This window comes from Tardiphaga sp. P4_G1, from assembly GCF_056401215.1.
The window spans coordinates 550959-569271 of the sequence record NZ_JBFUJU010000002.1; the positions used below are offsets into that span (position 1 = coordinate 550959).

21 protein-coding genes are annotated in these 18313 nt (G+C 61.5%); 9 read left to right on the plus strand and 12 right to left on the minus strand.

The window, feature by feature from the left end; translation table 11 throughout:
- Nucleotides 1-94: 94 nt before the first annotated feature.
- The 5 genes from AC1DUY_RS06710 to AC1DUY_RS06730 form a co-directional block, all read right to left on the minus strand.
- Nucleotides 95-739, minus strand: coding sequence for a tetratricopeptide repeat protein (locus AC1DUY_RS06710; RefSeq protein ID WP_116663200.1), 645 nt, complete (start codon nt 737-739; stop codon nt 95-97).
- Nucleotides 740-840: 101 nt separating this feature from the next.
- On the minus strand, nt 841-966 hold the full coding sequence (ykgO, locus tag AC1DUY_RS06715; protein WP_055038661.1) for a type B 50S ribosomal protein L36: 126 nt from the start codon (nt 964-966) through the stop codon (nt 841-843).
- Nucleotides 967-1206: 240 nt separating this feature from the next.
- On the minus strand, nt 1207-2178 hold the full coding sequence (locus tag AC1DUY_RS06720) for a Bug family tripartite tricarboxylate transporter substrate binding protein (protein ID WP_478113158.1): 972 nt from the start codon (nt 2176-2178) through the stop codon (nt 1207-1209).
- Nucleotides 2179-2241: 63 nt separating this feature from the next.
- Entirely contained in the window at nt 2242-2682 is a 441-nt protein-coding gene (locus AC1DUY_RS06725) for a MaoC family dehydratase (protein WP_093757152.1), read from the minus strand.
- 20 nt (nt 2683-2702) lie between these two features.
- Entirely contained in the window at nt 2703-3179 is a 477-nt protein-coding gene (locus tag AC1DUY_RS06730; protein ID WP_478113161.1) for a MaoC family dehydratase, read from the minus strand.
- A 106-nt stretch (nt 3180-3285) separates the two neighbouring features.
- Between AC1DUY_RS06730 and AC1DUY_RS06735 the strand changes: the two genes are divergently transcribed.
- The 3 genes from AC1DUY_RS06735 (at nt 3286) to AC1DUY_RS06745 (ending at nt 6283) form a co-directional block, all read left to right on the plus strand.
- The gene (locus tag AC1DUY_RS06735; protein WP_089265866.1) at nt 3286-4056 is read left to right on the plus strand and encodes an IclR family transcriptional regulator domain-containing protein; all 771 of its coding nucleotides are present in this window, start codon (nt 3286-3288) and stop codon (nt 4054-4056) included.
- Nucleotides 4057-4145: 89 nt separating this feature from the next.
- Entirely contained in the window at nt 4146-5021 is an 876-nt protein-coding gene (locus AC1DUY_RS06740) for an amidohydrolase family protein (RefSeq protein WP_089265865.1), read from the plus strand.
- Entirely contained in the window at nt 5018-6283 is a 1266-nt protein-coding gene (locus tag AC1DUY_RS06745) for an O-antigen ligase family protein (protein WP_478113164.1), read from the plus strand. Before AC1DUY_RS06740 ends, AC1DUY_RS06745 begins: the two co-directional genes overlap by 4 nt.
- On the opposite strand, the gene AC1DUY_RS06750 is transcribed toward AC1DUY_RS06745, so the two are convergent.
- A complete protein-coding gene (locus AC1DUY_RS06750; protein WP_089265863.1) occupies nt 6253-6969 on the minus strand; it encodes a glycosyltransferase family 25 protein in 717 nt (238 codons plus the stop codon). The two genes, AC1DUY_RS06745 and AC1DUY_RS06750, sit on opposite strands and share 31 nt — an antisense overlap.
- A 180-nt stretch (nt 6970-7149) precedes the next feature.
- On the opposite strand from AC1DUY_RS06750, the gene AC1DUY_RS06755 reads away from it, so the two are divergent.
- The 4 genes from AC1DUY_RS06755 to AC1DUY_RS06770 all read left to right on the plus strand — a co-directional run bounded on the left by AC1DUY_RS06755 (nt 7150) and on the right by AC1DUY_RS06770 (nt 9456).
- Nucleotides 7150-7647: a YbaK/EbsC family protein gene (locus AC1DUY_RS06755; protein ID WP_175367807.1), complete on the plus strand. Its 498-nt coding sequence runs from the start codon at nt 7150-7152 to the stop codon at nt 7645-7647.
- A 133-nt stretch (nt 7648-7780) separates the two neighbouring features.
- Nucleotides 7781-7951: a hypothetical protein gene (locus tag AC1DUY_RS06760; protein WP_478113167.1), complete on the plus strand. Its 171-nt coding sequence runs from the start codon at nt 7781-7783 to the stop codon at nt 7949-7951.
- Nucleotides 7952-8078: 127 nt separating this feature from the next.
- Entirely contained in the window at nt 8079-8600 is a 522-nt protein-coding gene (locus AC1DUY_RS06765) for a hypothetical protein (protein WP_478113169.1), read from the plus strand.
- Nucleotides 8601-8670: 70 nt separating this feature from the next.
- Nucleotides 8671-9456, plus strand: coding sequence for a FadR/GntR family transcriptional regulator (locus tag AC1DUY_RS06770; RefSeq protein WP_089265861.1), 786 nt, complete (start codon nt 8671-8673; stop codon nt 9454-9456).
- Between the two features lies 1 nt (nt 9457).
- On the opposite strand, the gene AC1DUY_RS06775 is transcribed toward AC1DUY_RS06770, so the two are convergent.
- The 3 genes from AC1DUY_RS06775 to AC1DUY_RS06785 form a co-directional block, all read right to left on the minus strand.
- The gene (locus AC1DUY_RS06775) at nt 9458-10750 is read right to left on the minus strand and encodes a TRAP transporter large permease (RefSeq protein WP_089265860.1); all 1293 of its coding nucleotides are present in this window, start codon (nt 10748-10750) and stop codon (nt 9458-9460) included.
- Between the two features lie 40 nt (nt 10751-10790).
- Complete coding sequence (locus tag AC1DUY_RS06780) at nt 10791-11366, minus strand: TRAP transporter small permease (protein WP_089265859.1); 576 nt, start codon at nt 11364-11366, stop codon at nt 10791-10793.
- Between the two features lie 83 nt (nt 11367-11449).
- A complete protein-coding gene (locus AC1DUY_RS06785) occupies nt 11450-12454 on the minus strand; it encodes a TRAP transporter substrate-binding protein (protein ID WP_231079206.1) in 1005 nt (334 codons plus the stop codon).
- A 348-nt stretch (nt 12455-12802) separates the two neighbouring features.
- On the opposite strand from AC1DUY_RS06785, the gene AC1DUY_RS06790 reads away from it, so the two are divergent.
- Nucleotides 12803-14026: a bifunctional alpha/beta hydrolase/OsmC family protein gene (locus AC1DUY_RS06790; RefSeq protein ID WP_478113172.1), complete on the plus strand. Its 1224-nt coding sequence runs from the start codon at nt 12803-12805 to the stop codon at nt 14024-14026.
- Between the two features lie 19 nt (nt 14027-14045).
- Here the strand turns inward: AC1DUY_RS06790 and AC1DUY_RS06795 are convergent, their stop codons facing one another.
- Together AC1DUY_RS06795 and AC1DUY_RS06800 are read right to left on the minus strand one after the other, a co-directional pair.
- Nucleotides 14046-14816, minus strand: coding sequence for an esterase/lipase family protein (locus AC1DUY_RS06795; RefSeq protein WP_478113174.1), 771 nt, complete (start codon nt 14814-14816; stop codon nt 14046-14048).
- A 185-nt stretch (nt 14817-15001) separates the two neighbouring features.
- Nucleotides 15002-16288 carry a DUF445 domain-containing protein gene (locus AC1DUY_RS06800; protein WP_478113176.1) on the minus strand — a complete coding sequence of 429 codons (1287 nt, stop codon included), beginning with the start codon at nt 16286-16288 and terminating at the stop codon, nt 15002-15004.
- A gap of 186 nt (nt 16289-16474) precedes the next feature.
- On the opposite strand from AC1DUY_RS06800, the gene AC1DUY_RS06805 reads away from it, so the two are divergent.
- A complete protein-coding gene (locus AC1DUY_RS06805) occupies nt 16475-16741 on the plus strand; it encodes a hypothetical protein (RefSeq protein ID WP_478113178.1) in 267 nt (88 codons plus the stop codon).
- A 165-nt stretch (nt 16742-16906) separates the two neighbouring features.
- Here AC1DUY_RS06805 and AC1DUY_RS06810 read toward each other — a convergent pair whose 3' ends face one another.
- Nucleotides 16907-18241: a dihydroorotase gene (locus AC1DUY_RS06810; RefSeq protein WP_439065043.1), complete on the minus strand. Its 1335-nt coding sequence runs from the start codon at nt 18239-18241 to the stop codon at nt 16907-16909.
- Nucleotides 18242-18313 lie beyond the last annotated feature (72 nt).

Sequence of the window (18313 nt, forward strand, 5' to 3'; positions counted from 1 at the left end):
GATGTCTTGTTTTTCCATCGCGGGCAGCAGGGATGCATCAAAGCAGGGCGATGTTCCCGCGATGTCCCGCAAGCGCCCCAACTTTCAGGGAATCTCAGATATCGCGGCCTTCGACCTTTTCGGTCAGGGTCTTGACCAGCTCCGGCACCTTTTCGAGATGCGGATTGACCGCAAGCGCCTTGCGGAACGCATCAAGCGCACGCTTGTCGTCGCCCAGCTCCTGCATGATCATGCCGAGCCCTGCCAGAGCACCGAAATGCCGGGGTTCGCGTATCAGCACCTGCTCGATATCCTGCAGCGACCGGGTGTAATCGTTCTGCAGGTAGTACAGCGTCGCACGCCGATTCCAGCCCTCGACGTAATCGGGGCGCAGCTTCACCACCGCGCTCAACAATTGCAGCGACAGATCGACCTGCTTGGCGTCCAGCGCCGTCTTGGCGCGGGTCATCAGCAGCGCGGTCGTGTCGCTTGTGGTCTGCGACCACAGGGCCCAGATCCGGCCTTCGACGTGTTTGGCACTGGCTTCGTCCGGCGCCGCTTTCAGCGCACCAAACAGGAAATCAAGGCCGCGCGTCTTGTCGGCATTGACCTTCGGCAGTTTGGCGGGTGGCTCGGGAATCTTCTTCGGCGCATCCGGGGTCACGACCTGCGGATCTCGCACCTGCGCATAGACGGGTGCTGCGCCCAGAAATGCGCTCAGCAGAATTCCAAAACCTGCGGCCGGGATTCTCAATGCCATGCTGCAAGTCTAGACACGAAAAAACGCGCTGCAAAGCAGCAGCGCGTCAAACACCTGTGATGTCGTGAGGCCAGCCGGCACAATGCCGGCCGCTCAGCAACTCAACCCTGGCGAGCCTTGAAACGGCGCTGGGTCTTGTTGATCACGTAGACGCGGCCCTTACGGCGGACCAAGCGGTTGTCGCGGTGACGACCACGCAGCGATTTCAACGAGTTACGGACTTTCATCGGTCAATCCTGATAGCTTGCGATACTGACGTCAAAGGCCGTGCGCAGCAGGCCGAAATCAGCGAAAATGAGCTTGAACCCGCTGACGACCAAGTCGCCCGGGACCCGCGGTTTCTAAGCCATCGGGCGCCGGACTGTCAATCCGATCCAGGCATCTGGCGACCACCGGATCGATATTTGCAGGTATTTTGGTGGCTTAAGGGTCCGGGAACAGCCACCTGACCCTCAAACCCGTGCGGATCATTCTTGCGGGACATTCGCGGCTTTTACCACTGCCCCCCACTTCTTGATCTCCGAATCGACGAAAGCCGTGAATTCAGCTCCCGTCAGCTTGCCCGGCTCGACGCCCTGGGTGGCGAATTTCTCGCGGGTCGCGGGTGCCGCCAGGATCTCCCTCATGGCCGCGACCAGCTTCGTATAGGCCGGGCTCCCATTGGCCTGCGGCATGTACATGCCGAACCAGGCGGTCGCCTCGAACCCCTTTACGCCGGCCTCATCGAGGGTCGGGGCGTTGGGGAGCGAGGCCGCTCGGGTCAGGCTGGTGACCGCGAGCACGCGGATGTTACCCGCCTCGGCAGCAGGCAAAACGGTCGGCAACGTATCGAACATGATCGGAATATGGCCGCCGATCAGGTCGTTCATCGCCGGCGCGGCCCCCTTGTAAGGGATGTGCTCGATATTGATTCCAGCCATCTGCTTAAACAATTCGCCCGACAGATGATTGGCGCCGCCGACGCCGGCCGATCCGAAGGACAGCTTGCCGGGCTGCTTCTTCGCCAGTTCGATCAACTCGGCGACCGACTTCGCCGGAAAGTCCCTGGTTACAACAAGCGCATTTGGCGCCGTCGCGATCAGGGCGATCGGCGAGAAGTCCTTCTGTGTCTCGTAAGGCAAACTCTTGCGCAGACTCGGATTGATCACGTGATGCGTGGCCGTGACCAACAACACGCTGCCATCGGCGGGCGACTTCACGACAACTTCCGAACCGATCGTGCCCGATGCGCCGGGCCGGTTCTCGACGATCGTAGTGACGCCGAGCTTCTCGCCCAGATATTGCGCAACGAACCGTGCGAGGATGTCCGTCGTGCCCCCCGCTGGAAACGGCACGATGATCTTGATCTGACTGACTGGAAAATTCTGCGCCAGCGCCCCCGACAACATGACAAAAGTCATCGCCAGACACGACAGGGCGAGCCTCGTGAGCTTCTTCATTTCGATCCCTTGCCTGTTCTTGTCCGGCGTGCGGACTATGCCGCACGCCGTTGCATTGAGCCACTAGGCCGTCAGCGGAAATTCAACCATCGCCTCGCCGACAGCGACCTTCTCGTCGTCCTGGTTCTTCACCAGCACGTCGATCAGCACCCAGCGCGACTTTTCGGTGGTCTGCTTGGCCTTGATGATGCCAACCGGCTGGATCGTGTCGCCAGGCTTCACCGGCTTGACCCAGCGCGTTTCGAGACGGCGATGGATTGCACCCGCAGGATAGGCCCAGTCGGTCAGCATGCGGGTGATCAGCCCGAAATTATTCATGCCATGCATGATGATGCCGCCGAAATTGGTCTTGCCGAACGAGTTCTTCATGTAGTTGTCGTCGAGATGCAGCGGATTATAGTCAAGCGATCCGTCGCAGAAGAGCCGGATCGACTCGCGCGACACTGCGAAGCTCGGACCGTCGATGGTGTCGCCGGTGGAGAGTTTGTCAAAGCTGGTTGTCATGATTGATCTCCTTGCCACACTCACATCGGGCGGATGGTCTGGCCGCGGCCAGAACAGATGACGTCACCACGCTGGTTGAAGAACACGTTGTCGTGGACCACGAACAGCCGCTCGCGCTTGATGAACTTGTCGAGCGCGCGGGCCTGCAGGGTGACGGTGTCTCCGGGCCGTGCCGGGATGTTGTAGCTCCAGGACTGGCCGGCATTGACGGTGCCAGGTGTGCGCATCCAGTCGTCGGCCGGCGTGCAGGAGAACATCAGCAGAATGTGGATCGATGGCGGCGCGATCAGACCGCCATAGGGCGACGCCTTCGCGTAAGCCTCGTCGAAATACAATGGGTGGTTCTCGCCGACCGAGCGGCAATAAAGCTGGATCGCCTCCTTCGTCAGGACATAAGGCAGCGTCTTGCGTGGCTCGCCCGGGACGATCTCGTCCCAGACCTTGCGCAGGTTCGCGTCCTTCCAGAAATCGGTTTCAAAAACTTCCGCTTGCGCCATAGCGCCTTCTCCACTAACGTTCACCAGGCGAACTTTATGGCCGCCTTACGAACAACTATAGGCGCGGTTTCCCGGGACTGACAAGTCCGAACCGGTAGGATGGTGCATGGCCAAAGACAGTGACGGTTTCGTTCGGGCAATCGCCCGTGGTTTTGCGGCCGTCGAAGCGCTGGGTCGCCCACCGGGCCGGCACACGCTCTCGGAAGTCGCCGCGATCGCGGGCCTCAGCCGCGCGACGGCGCGCCGGATGCTGGCGACGCTGATCGTGATGAAATATTGCGAAGCCGATGGCCGCTATTTCAGCCTACGCCCGCGGGCGCTGGGGCTTGGCCTGTCCTACCTCAATGCACTGCCTTACTGGGGTTATGCGCAACGCGCTTTGGAAGACCTGCGCAACGAAATCGGCGAATCCTGCTCGCTGGCCGTGCTGGACGAGACCGAGATCGTCTATGCGCTGCGATTGCCGGCGCAGCGCATTCTCTCGGCCAATCTCGCCGTCGGCAGCCGCTTACCCGCCCACGTGGTGTCGCTCGGCCGCGTCCTGCTGGCGGCCCTCCCACCGGACCAGCGCGCGCACTATCTCGCCACCACCGAATTCAAACATATCACCCCACGCACCATCACCGATCCCGTGCTGCTGGAACGCGAGCTCGAACGCGTCGAGGCCAAAGGCTATGGCTGGGTCGATGGTGAACTCGATCCAGCCATCTGCGGCATCGCCGTCCCCGTCCGCGACCACGGCGGCCGGGTCGTCGCGGCGATCAGCGTGAATGCCATCTCGGGCACAATGGACGAGGCGACGGCAAAGGAGAAATACCTGATCCCGCTCCGCCGCACCGCGCAGGATATCCGGACACAGTCCTTCTCCACCGGCTAGGTCGGCAGCGTTCCGCGCCTTTCATTCAGCAGGCCGGTTTGCTAGAGCAACCGCCAACGATAATGATGAAAGTGCGGGAGACGCGGGACATGAAATTGCTCAATCCGGACGACCTTGTCGCCATCGACATCCACACCCATGCGGAAGAGCCATGCGGCTGCCACGCCGACGACGGTTATGACGATTTCCAGGCCCGCATGGCCGAGTATTTCAAGTCGCCGCACAAGCATCCGCCGACAGTGCAGGAAACAGCCGCCTATTACCGCGACAAGAAGATTGCCGCGGTGATCTTCCCGGTCGACGCCGAGCGCGAGACCGGTTTCCGCCGCTACAACAACTACGAGATGCTGGAGATCGCCAAAGAGAACGCCGACGTGCTGATCCCGTTCGCGTCGATCGATCCGCACAAGGGCAAGCTCGGCGTGCGCGAGGCACGCAAGCTGATCTCCGAATACGGTGTGAAGGGTTTCAAGTTCCATCCGACCATGCAGGGCTTCTACGCCAACGACCGCATGGCCTATCCGCTCTATGAGGCGATCCAGGAAGGCGGCGCTATCGCGCTGTTCCACACCGGCCAGACAGGCGTCGGCTCCGGCATGCCCGGCGGCATGGGAATGCGGCTGAAATATTCCAACCCGATGTATATGGACGACGTTGCGGTCGACTTTCCCGACATGAAGATCATTCTGGCGCATCCCTCCTTCCCCTGGCAGGAGGAGGCGCTGTCGGTCGCGACCCACAAGCCCAACGTGTATATCGACTTGTCCGGCTGGTCGCCGAAATACTTCCCACCGATCCTCGTGCGCTACATCAATTCGATCCTGCAGGATAAGATGCTGTTCGGCTCCGACTGGCCAGTGATCATGCCGGATCGCTGGATGGCCGATTTCGCCAAGCTCGACATTCGCGACGAGGTGCGTCCGAAGGTCCTGAAGAACAACGCACGGAAACTGCTGGGCATATGACGAACAACGATCTGCCGCGCAAACTTGCGGATGCCCGGCAGATCGCTGCCATTGCCACCGGCTTCTCGCTGCCGTTCTCAACCAGCGGTCAAGCTATCGCGGTGTCGATCTTTGCAGTGCTCGCGCTGCTGACACTCGACCGCGATCGTTTCATCGCCACGTTGCGGAGGCCGGCGGCCTATCTGCCGGTCGCGCTGTTCGCATTGATCCTGGTCGGCGTGCTCTGGTCGATGCAGCCGCTCAGCGGCGCGATCAGATGGGTTGGTCCCTACGCCAAGCTGCTGCTGATCCCACTGGTGATGGCAACGGCATTTACGCCGAAACAAGCATTACAGATCGCTTATGGCTTTCTTGCCGCCAGTATTTGTCTTCTCGCCCTGTCATGGGCTGCGTTCCTGTGGCCCACGGGACCGTGGGGCTGGTTCAAGGCGCCCGGCGTGCCCTTCAAGGACAACGCGGTTCAATCCGGCTGCTTCGCACTTTGTGCCTTCGCTCTGGCCATCGGCGCGATGCGCATCTGGGTCCAGGACACCCGCCGCGCCATCGCGATGATCGTGCTCGCGCTTCTGTTCTTTGCCGACATTTTCCTGATCTATGTGTCGAAGACCGGCGCAATCATGGCCGCCGCATTGCTCGGTCTATTCGTCATCCATGCCGGCGGCTGGCGGCGCTCCGCCATGGTCGCGGTCGCAGCCATGATCGTGATCGGCATCGCACTGCTGACCTCGCCACAAGCCCAGCGCCGGATTGCAGAGATCAATTCGGACATCAACGCCAATAGCGGGCAGACCGCCGGTGGCGAAACAATCTCGACCGCATCGCGACTGGATTTCTGGAGCAAGGCAGTCGGCTTCGTGAAGGCCTCGCCCATCGCCGGTCACGGCACCGGGAGCATCAAGCCGCTGTATCAGAGCATGGAGGCGACGAAGCCGTCGCCCTATGGCCAGGCCACGCCCGATCCGCACAATCAAACGCTTCATACGGTGCTGCAGGTCGGCCTGATCGGCGGGCTGCTGCTGTGGGCCATGTGGATCGCGCATGCACGACTTTTTCTCGCGCGCGATTATGCAAGCATCCTCGGCCAGGCGGTCGTGTTGCAGAACGTGATTGGCTCTCTATTCAACAGCCACATCTCGGCGGTGACGCAAGGGATGCTGTACTGTCTGGCAGTGGGACTGCTGGGCGCGCTTGTGCGCAATGCGCATTCGGATGACCGGGCGAAAGCCGCCAATTACTTCAGCTTCAGCCATCGCTTCAAATAGCGCCGCCTGAATTTCTGCACGGCAAACTGTATGCGCAGCTGCAATTGCGCATGCCCTTTGCGATCAAGCGAGCTTTTGAACACGCCATTAAGCGAGCCTTGCTCGGCCAGCGGCGGTTCTGGCCACAGGAACGGGATGCCCATGGCAGGATCGCCGGTGTTAAAGGCGATGTCGATAGGCTCGTGCATGGGATGCCGCGCGATCCAGTCAAGTCGCGCCGAGGCCTCCGGCGCGCCCAGCACATAGGCTTCCATATTGCGCACGCGATTGCCGGGATAGACGATCTGGCCCGGGCGCAACTCCGACGCCGGGGTGTAAAAATTGGTCGCGGCGCCAAGATGCAGAATGCGCGGCCGCGGCCACTTTTCGGCTTCATCAAGCACGCGCTTCAACTGGTCGCAGAAATCCGGCACCAGCAATGCGTCATCCTCGAAGATCAGCGCCAGATCCTGGCCGCGCTCGCGGATGCGCTGCATGGCGACCACATGTTTCAGCGCGCAGGATTTTTGCCGCAGCGTGAGGTCGGCGCCTTCGGCGAAATAAGCCCGATCGACATCGGAGGTGATCTCGTCGGCATCGAAATCCAGCACCCACTCGAACTTGATGCCCGCGCGGTCGAGCTCGCGCTGGATATGCTCCGTGCGCTCGGGCAACGACTTGGCATGGATCACATAGGCCGGCAGCATCGAGGGGTAGGCTCCAGAACATCATCCGGCACGGTCAGCCAGACAAGAGCCCGTATAAGGTCAAAACCGGCGCGAGGGAATGGCGCGGCAGCGCCGCCCCAGTTCCCCAATGCACGGATGTGACTTCACTTTGTCGGCGACATGTGAGAGGGCGTGGCGGTATGTCACCGAGACCGCATCATGAGCCTTGAGTCCGTCCGCGCCTTTCTCACCGCCAACGCCCCCGAATTATCCGTCACCGTCACCGACAAAAGCTCGGCCACGGTCCTTCTCGCCGCCGAGGCATTGGGCGTCGAACCCGGCCAAATCGCCAAGACGCTGTCGGTGCGGGTCGGCGACCGGGTGGTGCTGGTGGTGACCAAGGGTACAGCGCGGCTCGACAATAAGAAGGCACGCGATGCACTTGGCGGCAAGCCCCGCATGCTGGGGGCCGACGAGGTCGTTGCCCTCACCGGCCATCCGGTCGGCGGCGTCTGCCCGTTCGGCCTGGCAACGCCATTACAAGTCTACTGCGACGTGTCGCTGAAGGAATTCGCCGAGGTGTGGCCGGCGGCGGGCTCGGTCAACAGTTCGGTGCGGATGTCCCCGGCACGGATGGCCGAACTGACCGGGGCCAGCTGGGTCGATGTTTGCCAGGAACCGGCGGCAGTGCAGGAGCAAGCTCCCGCGATGGGTTGAGGCAGCGAGAATAATTCACTGCCGTTCATTGCCGGCAGAGAACAAGCCAACCGCCGTCCGGCACGAGAGCAGCGCGGGTATTGCTATTTTTGCCGGGGGATCGACTTCCCCCGCGCAAGGCACGATTTTCCGGATGTCGTCCCTGAGGACGCTCGGCTGCGCAGCAATATGTGCGGCCAAACCGGACAAGACCATGCGCTTCAAAGCCTCGTCTCATCGCCCGCAGTCGTCGAAGACCTGGAAGCAGGTGGTGGCGTCGATCGTGGCCGCAGCTGCAGCCGGACTACAGTCCGCTGGCGCCTGAATGCGCTCTGTAGACGTCCGCGGGAGCGCAAACGCCGCTGGCGCCAAGTTCCCGCGTTATCAAAATCTTGAGGGTATATAGCTAGGGTTGCATCCGGCCGTGTGTAAATCGGCGGGGGGACCTCGAGATGCGGCTCGTGCCGATCACCGACGCCGACAGAAGCTGGGCTTCACTGAAGTCGCAGTGGCGGAAGGCTGCCGAGGCAGCCGAGGAAGACTTCTCCACTTACACCCAGGGTATTTTCGCGGCGCTGGACCCTGTCATGCAGGGCGGCAAGGGTGGGTTGTACGGTCTCTACGACGGCACCGTTCCGCAGGCTTTCTGTCAGGTCAGCAAACTTCTGATGCCCAAATTCGAAGGTCCCGTGCTGCGTTGCCGTTTCATGACCGTGTCGCCGGCCTACGACTTCGGGAGTGCCGGTCTCGATAAATACGGACAACTGCTGATCGAGCTGTTTTCCGGCATGATCTGGCTGTCGCGCAACGCCCTTTCCGCCAGCCATATCCAGTTTCACCTCCGCAGCCCCGCCGACGCGCAGTTCCTCGCCCCATTGCAGGCACCGGTGCCCGACTCGCCGTTCCAGCGCTTCACCATTAACGGCGCCTGGGTCGAATGCGATCTCAAGCTGCCCGAACTCGAAACAATGTAAGAGCGTGCAGCGCAATGACGCGTGCCGCAAGCTTGCGCAGCGACATCGGCGATGATAGCCCGGTTGTACGATGACCGGACAAGCTAAGCCACGCACCAAGCGCAAGACAACCAATGGGGCCGCAGGCACGCCTTTGCTGCGACCGCTCAATCCCGTGCGCCGCCGTACTGAGGAAGTCGTCGAGCGCATCGCTGCCCAGATCATCGAAGGCCGCTTGCCCGCAGGCGCGCGCCTACCGACCGAGCAGGCCATGATGGCGGCCATGGGCGTCAGCCGCACGGTCGTTCGCGAAGCGATCGCGGCACTCCGCGCCCGGGGTCTTGTAACCACCCGGCAAGGCGCCGGTGCCTTCGTCAACAGCGAGCCCGATCAGCAGCCTTATGCCATCGACCCCGACGGCCTGGGCTCGCTTGGCAGCGTGATCGAAATTCTTGAACTGCGCACGGCCGTCGAGATGGAGGCCGCGGCTATAGCCAGCGAGCGCGCCACCGCTGCCCAGATCCGAGCCATTGCCAAGGCCGCGGCTACCTTCAGCCGCGCCATCGCCAATGGCGACCGTGCGGTGAAGGAGGACTTTGACTTCCACTTCGCCATTGCTGTCGCCACGCAGAATGCGCGCTTTGTCGGTTTTCTGGAATTCCTTGGCGGTCTTATCATCCCGCGCCAGAGCATCCGCACCTTCGATGGCAAAGTCGAATTGCAGAAGCGCTATCTCGAGAGCATCGAGAAGGAGCATCAAGTCATCGTCAATGCGATCAGCGCCCGTTCGCCGCGCAAGGCTCGCGATGCGATGCGCCGGCATTTGCTGAACGGCAAGGAACGCTACAAGCAGTTGTCAGTCGATCCGGTCCAGTAGCTCACCTGAAGCCGAACGCGTGCGGCAGCGCCATCGAGAACCACGGTACGTAAGTCACCAGCATCAAGACCGCGAACATCACCCAGTAAAACGGCCAGATCCCGCGCATCACCTCGTCCACCGAGACCTTGCCGATGGCGCAGCCCACGAACAGCGTGGTACCGACCGGAGGCGTCAGCAGGCCGATGCCGAGATTGAGCAGCATCACGATGCCGAAATGCACGGGGTCGATCCCGAAACTCTTCACCACCGGCAGCAGGATCGGCGTGCAGATCAGCAGCAGTGGCGCGAGATCGAGCGCCGTGCCGAGGATCAGCAGCATGATATTGAGCCACATCAATAGCACGTATTTGTTCGACGAGATGGCGACGAAGAACTCGGTCATATGCGCGGGCATCCGCATCATCGCAGCGACATAGCCGAAGCATGACGCGGTCGCGACCAGCGTCAACACCATCGCCACCGTCTGGAGCGTCCGGTAGGTCAGCATCGGCAGCTCGGACCATTTGTAGTCGCGATAGATAAACATCGTGACGAAGAAGGCCCAGACGCACGCCACAGCGCCAGCCTCGATCGGCGTGAACACGCCTGTGAGAATGCCACCGAGCACAATTACCAGCGTGACGATTCCCCAGGTGGCATCCCCCAGCATCTTCAGCGCCTGCTTCACTGGCACCGGCTCGCCCTTCGGATGACCATCGCGATAGGCAAAGTAGAGACACAACAACATGATCGCGAAGCCAAGCAATAGCCCGGGCACGATACCTGCAAGGAACAGGCTGGTGATCGAGACCACGCCGCCGGTCGCCAGCGAATAGATCACCGCATTGTGGCTCGGCGGCACCAGGATCGCCTGGACCGAGGCGGAGATGGTCACATTGGTGGCGAACACCCGTGGATAACCCTTCGCCGCCATCTGCGGGATCATCACCGAGCCAATCGCCGACGTATCCGCGACCGACGAGCCGGAGATTCCGGACATGATGGTCGTAGCCAGAATATTGACCTGGGATAGGCCGCCGCGGATGCGCGTGAAGCCGACCACGACGGCTGCAAAATCCACCAGCCTTCGCGCCATACCGCCTTCTGCCATGATGGCGCCGGCCAGCACGAAGAACGGCACAGTCAGCATCGACACCTTGCCGACGCCGCTGGAGAGTTGCTGCATCACAGCTGCAACGGGCAGATCAATCCACAGTGCGCCGACCAGCGCGGAAAGCGCCAGCGCAAAGGCGATCGGCATGCCGACGGCGAAGAACAAACACATGCTGAGCAGAAGAACGGCGATGTCCATCTCGGATTTTCTTTGTTCTGGCTGGAGCTGATCGGTGAAGCTAGTCGAGGGGTATGTGTGCGTCGCTGCCATCCTGCGGCGGCGGGCCGATGGTCAAGCGTTCGACGACAAACAGAAACATCATCGCACCGGAAACCGGGATCGGCATGTAGGTGATCCCGACAGACAACCAGGGAAATTCATCTACCGAATTGCCCCAGGTGGTCATCACCAGCTTCATGCCCCAGATCACCATGAACAGTGCCACCGCAGCCATCAGCAACTCGCTGATGAAAGCAGCTACGACACGCGCGTGAGGCGGCAGCAGGTTGGTACCTACCGTCATGTTCATGTGGATGCGCTGACGATAGCAGTTGGCAGCGCCGATGAAAGTCACCGCTATCGTCAGCAACACCGCCAGAGGCTCCGGCCACGACGCCGCGCTGTTCAAAATGTAGCGGGTGTAAACCGCCCAAGGGATAATCGCGGAGATCAGCACAAGCGCAAGGCAAGAAAACACGGCACCGGTCCAGTACAGTGCGTTCATGGCGCGGCGGAATGCGTAAGCCGCACCATGGCTGGCCGTATCGGCGTGATGACTGGATGCAGCCGGCAGTTTGGAAACAACGTCAGACATGAAGACCTCAGGTAACGCGACGGAAGCGCAGGCCTATCCTGTCGTCCCCGCGAAAGCGGGGACGACACATTGAGAACATGCCGCTAGCTCACCGCAGCAATGCGCTTGGTCATCTCGGCGTATTTCGCGCCGTATTTGTCCCATACGGGTTTGACGGCATCGCGGAACGGCTGCTTGTCGATGGACGTGACGATGTCGGTGCCGACTTCCTTCATCTTGTCGAGCGCGGTCTTCTCCGCCTCATACCAGAGCACGCGCTGTTCGAGCTGCGCTTCCCGGCCGAATTTCTTCAGCAGCGCCTGATCGTCCGGCGTGAGCTTCGCCCATGACGCCTTCGAGAACACCAGCAATTCCGGAATGATCAGATGCTCTGTCATCGAGAAATACTTGGCGACCTGGAAGTGGTTCTGCGCCACGAAGGATGGCAGGTTGTTCTCGGCCCCATCGACGACGCCGGTCTGCATGGCGCTAAACACCTGATCGAAGCCCATGGCGACGCCGTTGCCACCGAGCGCATTCATGGTGTCGATGAACAAGGGATTACCGATCATCCGGATCTTGAGACCCTTGAGATCGGCGAGCGTCTTGATCGGGCGTTTGCTGTTATAGATGTTGCGCGAGCCGGCATTCATCCAGCCAAGCGCGACCAGGCCGGTTTTTTCATTGGCCGTGATCTTGTTCAGCAGCTCGGTGCCGATCTCGCCGTCGAGAACCGCTTCCATGTGCTTGGAATCGCGAAACACGAACGGCATGTTGAAGACGTTGACGTCATCGACCACGGGGCCGACCGCACCGACAGAGATACGGGCGATCTGCAGAGCGCCGACCTGGGCCTGCTCGATGGCTTCCTTCTCGCCGCCAAGCTGCATGGACGGAAACATCTGGACCGTGAGCCGGCCGCTGGTGGCGGCATCCAGCTTCTTGCCCATGCGGACCACGGATTCGACCGTGGGATAGCCGAGCGGATGGACGTCGGAAGCCTTCAGAACCATCTTGGTCTGCGCCCGCGCGGGCGTAAGCCGCCCGAGGCCGGTCGCTCCGACGGCAAGTGCGGCCAGTCCGCCTTTGACGACATCTCTTCTCTTCATGGACGAAATCCTCCCTGTGAATTTCCCGATGCGGCGCGTTGGCCATTATTCTCGTTCGCCCCTTTGCGGGGTCGATCTTGTCACAATTCTAGGAGCGTGCCGGCCCGCCGTCCATCAGCTTGTATCGACAGCGCACCCCAAAAGTTGTACGATGACCCGACATCTAGCACCGACATCGGAAGCCGGCAAGCGCGTGCTCGAGCGGCCGCGCAGAACTAAAGTTCAACCCGAGGTGCAACGCGAAGAGAGCGGCAGCTCGGCCTCATTTTCGCAGGGGTGTTGGGTACCCGCTGATTGATTGGGTGGAATCGGTGTAGAAAGAGACATCTGTCCCGACAGGAGCCCACCGTGCCAACTGAACGCTTTCAATTCCCCGGCGCGGCCGGCCATATGCTGGCGGCGGCGCTGGACCTGCCCGATGGCGATGTCCATGCATATGCGCTGTTCGCGCATTGCTTCACTTGCGGCAAGGATGTGCTCGCGGCGCGGCGTATCTCCGCGGCGCTGACGCTCAAGGGCATCGCCGTGCTGCGCTTCGACTTCACTGGCCTCGGCTCCAGCGAGGGCGATTTCGCCAATAGCACGTTCTCGTCGAATGTCGCCGATCTCGTAAAGGCTGCCTACCATTTGCGCGAGATACGACAGGCGCCCGCGATCCTGATCGGCCACAGTCTCGGCGGCGCAGCTATCCTCGCCGCCGCTGAACAGATGCCGGAAGCCAAGGCCGTTGTCACCATCGCGGCGCCATCCGATCCCGCTCACGTCACTGACATGTTCGCCGAACATGTGGACGCGATCCGCGAAAAGGGTGAGGTCGAGGTCAAGCTCGCCGGTCGGCCATTCAGCATCAGGCGCGAATTCCTCGACGATATCGCCGAGCACAATCTGATCGCCAAGGTCGCCAGGCTGCACAAGGCGCTGCTGATCATGCATGCGCCCACCGACGACACAGTGGGCATCGACAACGCCACGAAGATTTTCGTCGCTGCCAAACATCCCAAGAGCTTCGTCTCGCTGGCCGGCGCCGATCATCTGCTTACACAAAAGCATGACGCGATCTATGTCGCCGATGTCATCGCCGCCTGGGCCGGGCGCTATCTCGATGCCGTCGCCGTCACGCCCGTAGCGGGCCTGCCTGAAGAGCCGCGCAAGGTGGTGGTGAGCGAGACGCGCGCCAGCAAATTCCAGCAGGTCATCACTGTCGGCCCGCATCAGATACTCGCCGACGAGCCGATCGCCGCCGGCGGCGAGGACACCGGACCCGGTCCGTATGATCTGCTGCTCAGCGCACTCGGCGCCTGCACCGCGATGACCATGCGGCTCTATGCCGAACGCAAGGCATTGCCGATGGATCACGTCACGGTGACGCTGAACCACAAGAAGATCTACGCCAGGGATTGCGAGGACTGCGAGACCAAGGACGGCATGCTCGACCAGATCGAGCGCGTCATCATGATCGACGGCAAGCTCGACGCCGAGCAGCGCGCAAAGCTAATGGAGATCGCTGACAAGTGCCCGGTACACCGGACACTGACATCTGAGATCAGGATCGTGACGACAGCAGCAGAGTGAGCGTGTCGCTGACGCGCCTTTACCTATTAGGGTCCGGATAGACTAGGCTGCGCCAGCCCGAGCGATCGAACGGCGCCCACGCACCTTCCTTTTGCGCGAGACGCTCCGCCACTGCATAGACGACGGCGGGGTGATGCCCCATCCCGCAATGGCTGCTCTCGACCTCGATGCTCTCGGACATCGCCGTCGGCTTCTCCATGCAGCCCTGCCAGGCACAGACACCGTCGGTGCGGCTGTAGATCGCGGTGGTCGGGACCGGCGGCGTATCGGCAAGCGAACCAGCGAAATCGTCGTCGGTGTCATCGGCACGTTTGCCGCTGGCGAATTCATAGACACGCCAGGCATTGGTGGATTTCGGATGGCCGGCAAACGGGCTACCCAGCGTGATCACCGAGCGGACGCGGTCCGGCATCATCTTGGCGAGCTGGCGTGCGTAAAGGCCGCCGAGACTCCAGCCGACCAGACTCACCTTGCGGCCGTGGGTCTCGTTCATCTCTTTCAGTAATTCGACCATGCTGCCTTGCACGCCGTCGCGCAGGCCGAGATTGCGGCCCTGCTTCCAGCCGCTGACGGCATATCCGCGGCCCTTAAGGAACGTGCGGAGCGGACCTGTCGAAACATCCGAAGCCACAAGGCCCGGCAGTACCAGTACCGGATGACCATCGCCACGCGGCGCGAGATTCAGCAGCGGCAGCGCGCCGAGAAAGGCGCCGAATTCGTGAACCGCACGGCCTTCAAGAAACATCAGGGTTTTCGATGGGGGACGTTGCGCCTGGGCCGTAGCCGACATCTGATTTCCTCTCGCCGGCGCGTTGGCCGGTCATATCGATTGATTTGAATGCAGCCTCACAGGGAGGGAATCACACAACGCACCGAAGCAAATATCAGTTCACTCAAGTTAAGGTCGGGTTTGTGGCAGTTCAAGCGCATCCCGATACCCCCGGCGCCTCACTTTTCCGCAATGCGGAATTGCTCTCACAGCAGTCGCAACAGATATTCGATCGTGTAGAACGCCAGCCCGGCGAGCCCGCCGATCAGCGAACCGTTGAAGCGGATATATTGCAGATCGCGGCCTATATTGACTTCGATGACACCGATCAGCTGCTGCATGTCCCAGCCCTTCACCTGATCGGCGATAAAACCCGACACGCCGCTTTTCTGATCGGCGATGAACGTGCGCAGCACCACGACGATGCCCTGGTTGATCTCGCCGCGCATCTCGGCATCGGCGCGCAGCGCTGCACCGGCCTCGACGAACACATTGGCCAGATGATGTGCCAGTACATTGCTTTCACCTGATGCACTGCGCTCGATGAAGCTGCGCGCATTGTTCCAGAGATTACGCCCAAGTTCGGCAAGCTCGGGGCGCGCCAGCAGATCGCGCTTCAACCCATCGATGCGGCCGGTGAAGCCGGGCTCGGTCTCCAGCCGATCGACGAAGGAGAGCAGCATGCGGTCGAACTCACCACGGAACGGATGCGCTGGATCCTTGCGTACATCGTCAAAGAAGGTCGTGGCCGACGCGACGATGCGCTTCAGCAGGAACGCATCGGCGCGATAGAGTTTGAGCAACGTCGGCAGCTCGTCGCGAATCTTGTTCTTGATGACAGCCAGCGTGTCCGGCTCGGTCAGCGCGCCATGCATGGCGCCGAGCAGATTGTCGAGCAGGCCCTGATGGCGACCATCGCGAATGAAGCCGCGCATGGTGCCGGCAGCGATGGGCGCGAGATCAACTGACTGCAGCTGAGTCATCACGCGGCGCGTGATGAAGGTTTTGAGACCAGACGTTTCCGTCGCCGACATCGCCTCCGGCAGCAGCCGCAGCAAGAAACGCGCGAGATCCGCGCTACGCTTTTTATCGCTCAGCCAGTCTGCAACGAAACTCGCAAAATCCACCTCACGTAGTTTGGCCTCGACCGGCCCGGCTTCGAGGAAATGCACCTCGATGAATTCACCCAGCTTGTCCGCAATGCGATTTTGATTCGCCTGGATGATCGCGGTGTGCGGAATCGGCAGACCCAGCGGCCGACGGAACAGCGCGACAACGGCGTACCAGTCCGCCAATCCGCCAATAGTGGCCGCTTCCGCGAAGGCCGCAACGAATCCGAACGCGGGATGAATCGACAGCAAGATTTTTGCACCGACAAACACGACCAGACAGCTCGCCAGCACCAGCGCCGCAATCGCCTTGACGCGTCGCAACTCTGCTGCGCGCGCAGCGTCGCCGGGACTCGCGAAAGACGAAAAACTGTTTGCGTCCATAGGCTTCCTCAACCGGTCAAGATGACCGGTTCCCGCTGTTAACATAATGTCGGACAATGTGAGTCACTGTCGTTAACCTTTCTTAAAGATGTCGCTCGCGGAACCTGCTCCGCGTGGTAAATATCGATTCGAACTTGCGAGGCGCGCTTCGCTTTGATGCGCACCGAAGACCGTTTTGGGAATTTCATGAACGAATCATTGTCGTACCGCCCCGCCCGCGATCCGCTACCGGATCAGGAACAGAAGCAGGCCGCGCTGAGCTATCTCAACGAAGCCTGGGCGGAAGCACGGCATGACGGCGTCGATGGCGATTGCCTCGCGCAGGCCAGCCTGTTCGCAGCCTTTGCCGAGCTCGTCGGCACCTATGGCGAAGACGCCGTGGCGAAGTTTGTCGAGGGTCTTCCGGGCCGCGTGCGCAATGGCGAGTTCTCGCTGACACTGGCACGGCAGTAAGATTTCTTACCCTCCCCTGAAGGGGGGAGGGTCGGTGAGCAATCCGCGAAGCGGATGCGAGACGGGGTGGGGTGAGGCCACACACTACGTCGCTCGTGATTTCACCCCACCCCGCTGCGAGCTTCGCTCGCATCGACCCTCCCCCACCAGGGGAGGGTGAAGAGTTCAAGCCTTCAACGTCTCCAGGAACTTCACCGTCTCGCCCTGCGACGGCGTGACCAGTTCGCCCTGCCACATCACGCGGCGGCCGCGCACGAAGGTGCCGACGGGCCAGCCGGTGACTTTCACACCGTCATAGGGCGTCCAGCCGGCCTTCGAGGCTACCCAGTCATTGGTGATGGTCTCGGTGCGTTTCAGATCCACGATGGTGAAGTCGGCGTCATAGCCCGCCGCGATGCGGCCCTTCATGGCGATGTTGTACAGCCGCGCGGGACCTGCACTCGACAGATCGACGAAGCGTGCCAGCGACAGGCGGCCGGCATTGACGTGATCCAGCATGATCGGCACCAGCGTCTGCACGCCGGTCATTCCCGAGGGCGACGCCGGATAGATTTTCTTCTTTTCCTCGAGCGTGTGCGGCGCGTGGTCGGAGCCGAGCACATCGATGATGCCCTGACTGATGCCATTCCAGATGCCGTCGCGATGGCTGGCATCGCGCACCGGCGGGTTCATCTGCGCCAGCGTGCCGAGGCGTTCGTAGCATTCTGGCGCCGCCATGGTCAGATGATGCGGCGTCGCCTCGCAGGACGCGACGTCCTTGTGGTCGCGCAAATATTCGATCTCTTCTTTCGTCGAGATATGCAGAACATGGATGCGCTTGCCGGTCTCGCGCGCAAGGTTGACCAGCCGCTGCGTCGCCATCAGCGCCGCAGTCTCGTCGCGCCACACCGGGTGCGAACGGGTGTCGCCTTCGATACGCAGGTTCTTGCGCTCGTTGAGGCGATATTCGTCTTCGGCGTGGAAGGCGGCGCGGCGCTTGATGACCTGGAAGATGCGGCGGAGGCTGTCGTCATCCTCGACCAGCAGCGCGCCGGTGGATGAGCCGATGAATACTTTCACGCCGGCGCAGCCGGGCGCGCGTTCGAGCTCCGGCAGGTCCTGCACGTTCTCGCGGGTCCCGCCGATGAAGAAGGCGTAATCGCAATGCATGCGATGATGACCCCGCTTCACCTTGTCGGTGAAGGTCGCCTCGTCGATGGTCAGCGGATTGGTATTCGGCATTTCGAACACGCCGGTGACGCCGCCCATCACGGCGCTGCGTGATCCGGTCTCCAGGTCTTCCTTCTGTTCGAGGCCCGGCTCGCGGAAATGCACCTGGGTGTCGATCACGCCCGGCAGGATGTGCAGCCCCTTGCAGTCGATCACTTCAGCGGCCGAGGCCGCACCGAGCGATCCGATGGCCGCGATTCGGCCATTGCGAATGCCGATATCGCGCACACCCTCGCCGTCCTGATTGACGACGGTGCCGTTCTTCAAAATCGTATCGAATGTCTGGGTCATCTGGTCTCGTCACAGCCTGTGAATGGCGCGCAGGATGAGCGCGGGCCTTGTTGTCGGCATCTTAGCGGCTTA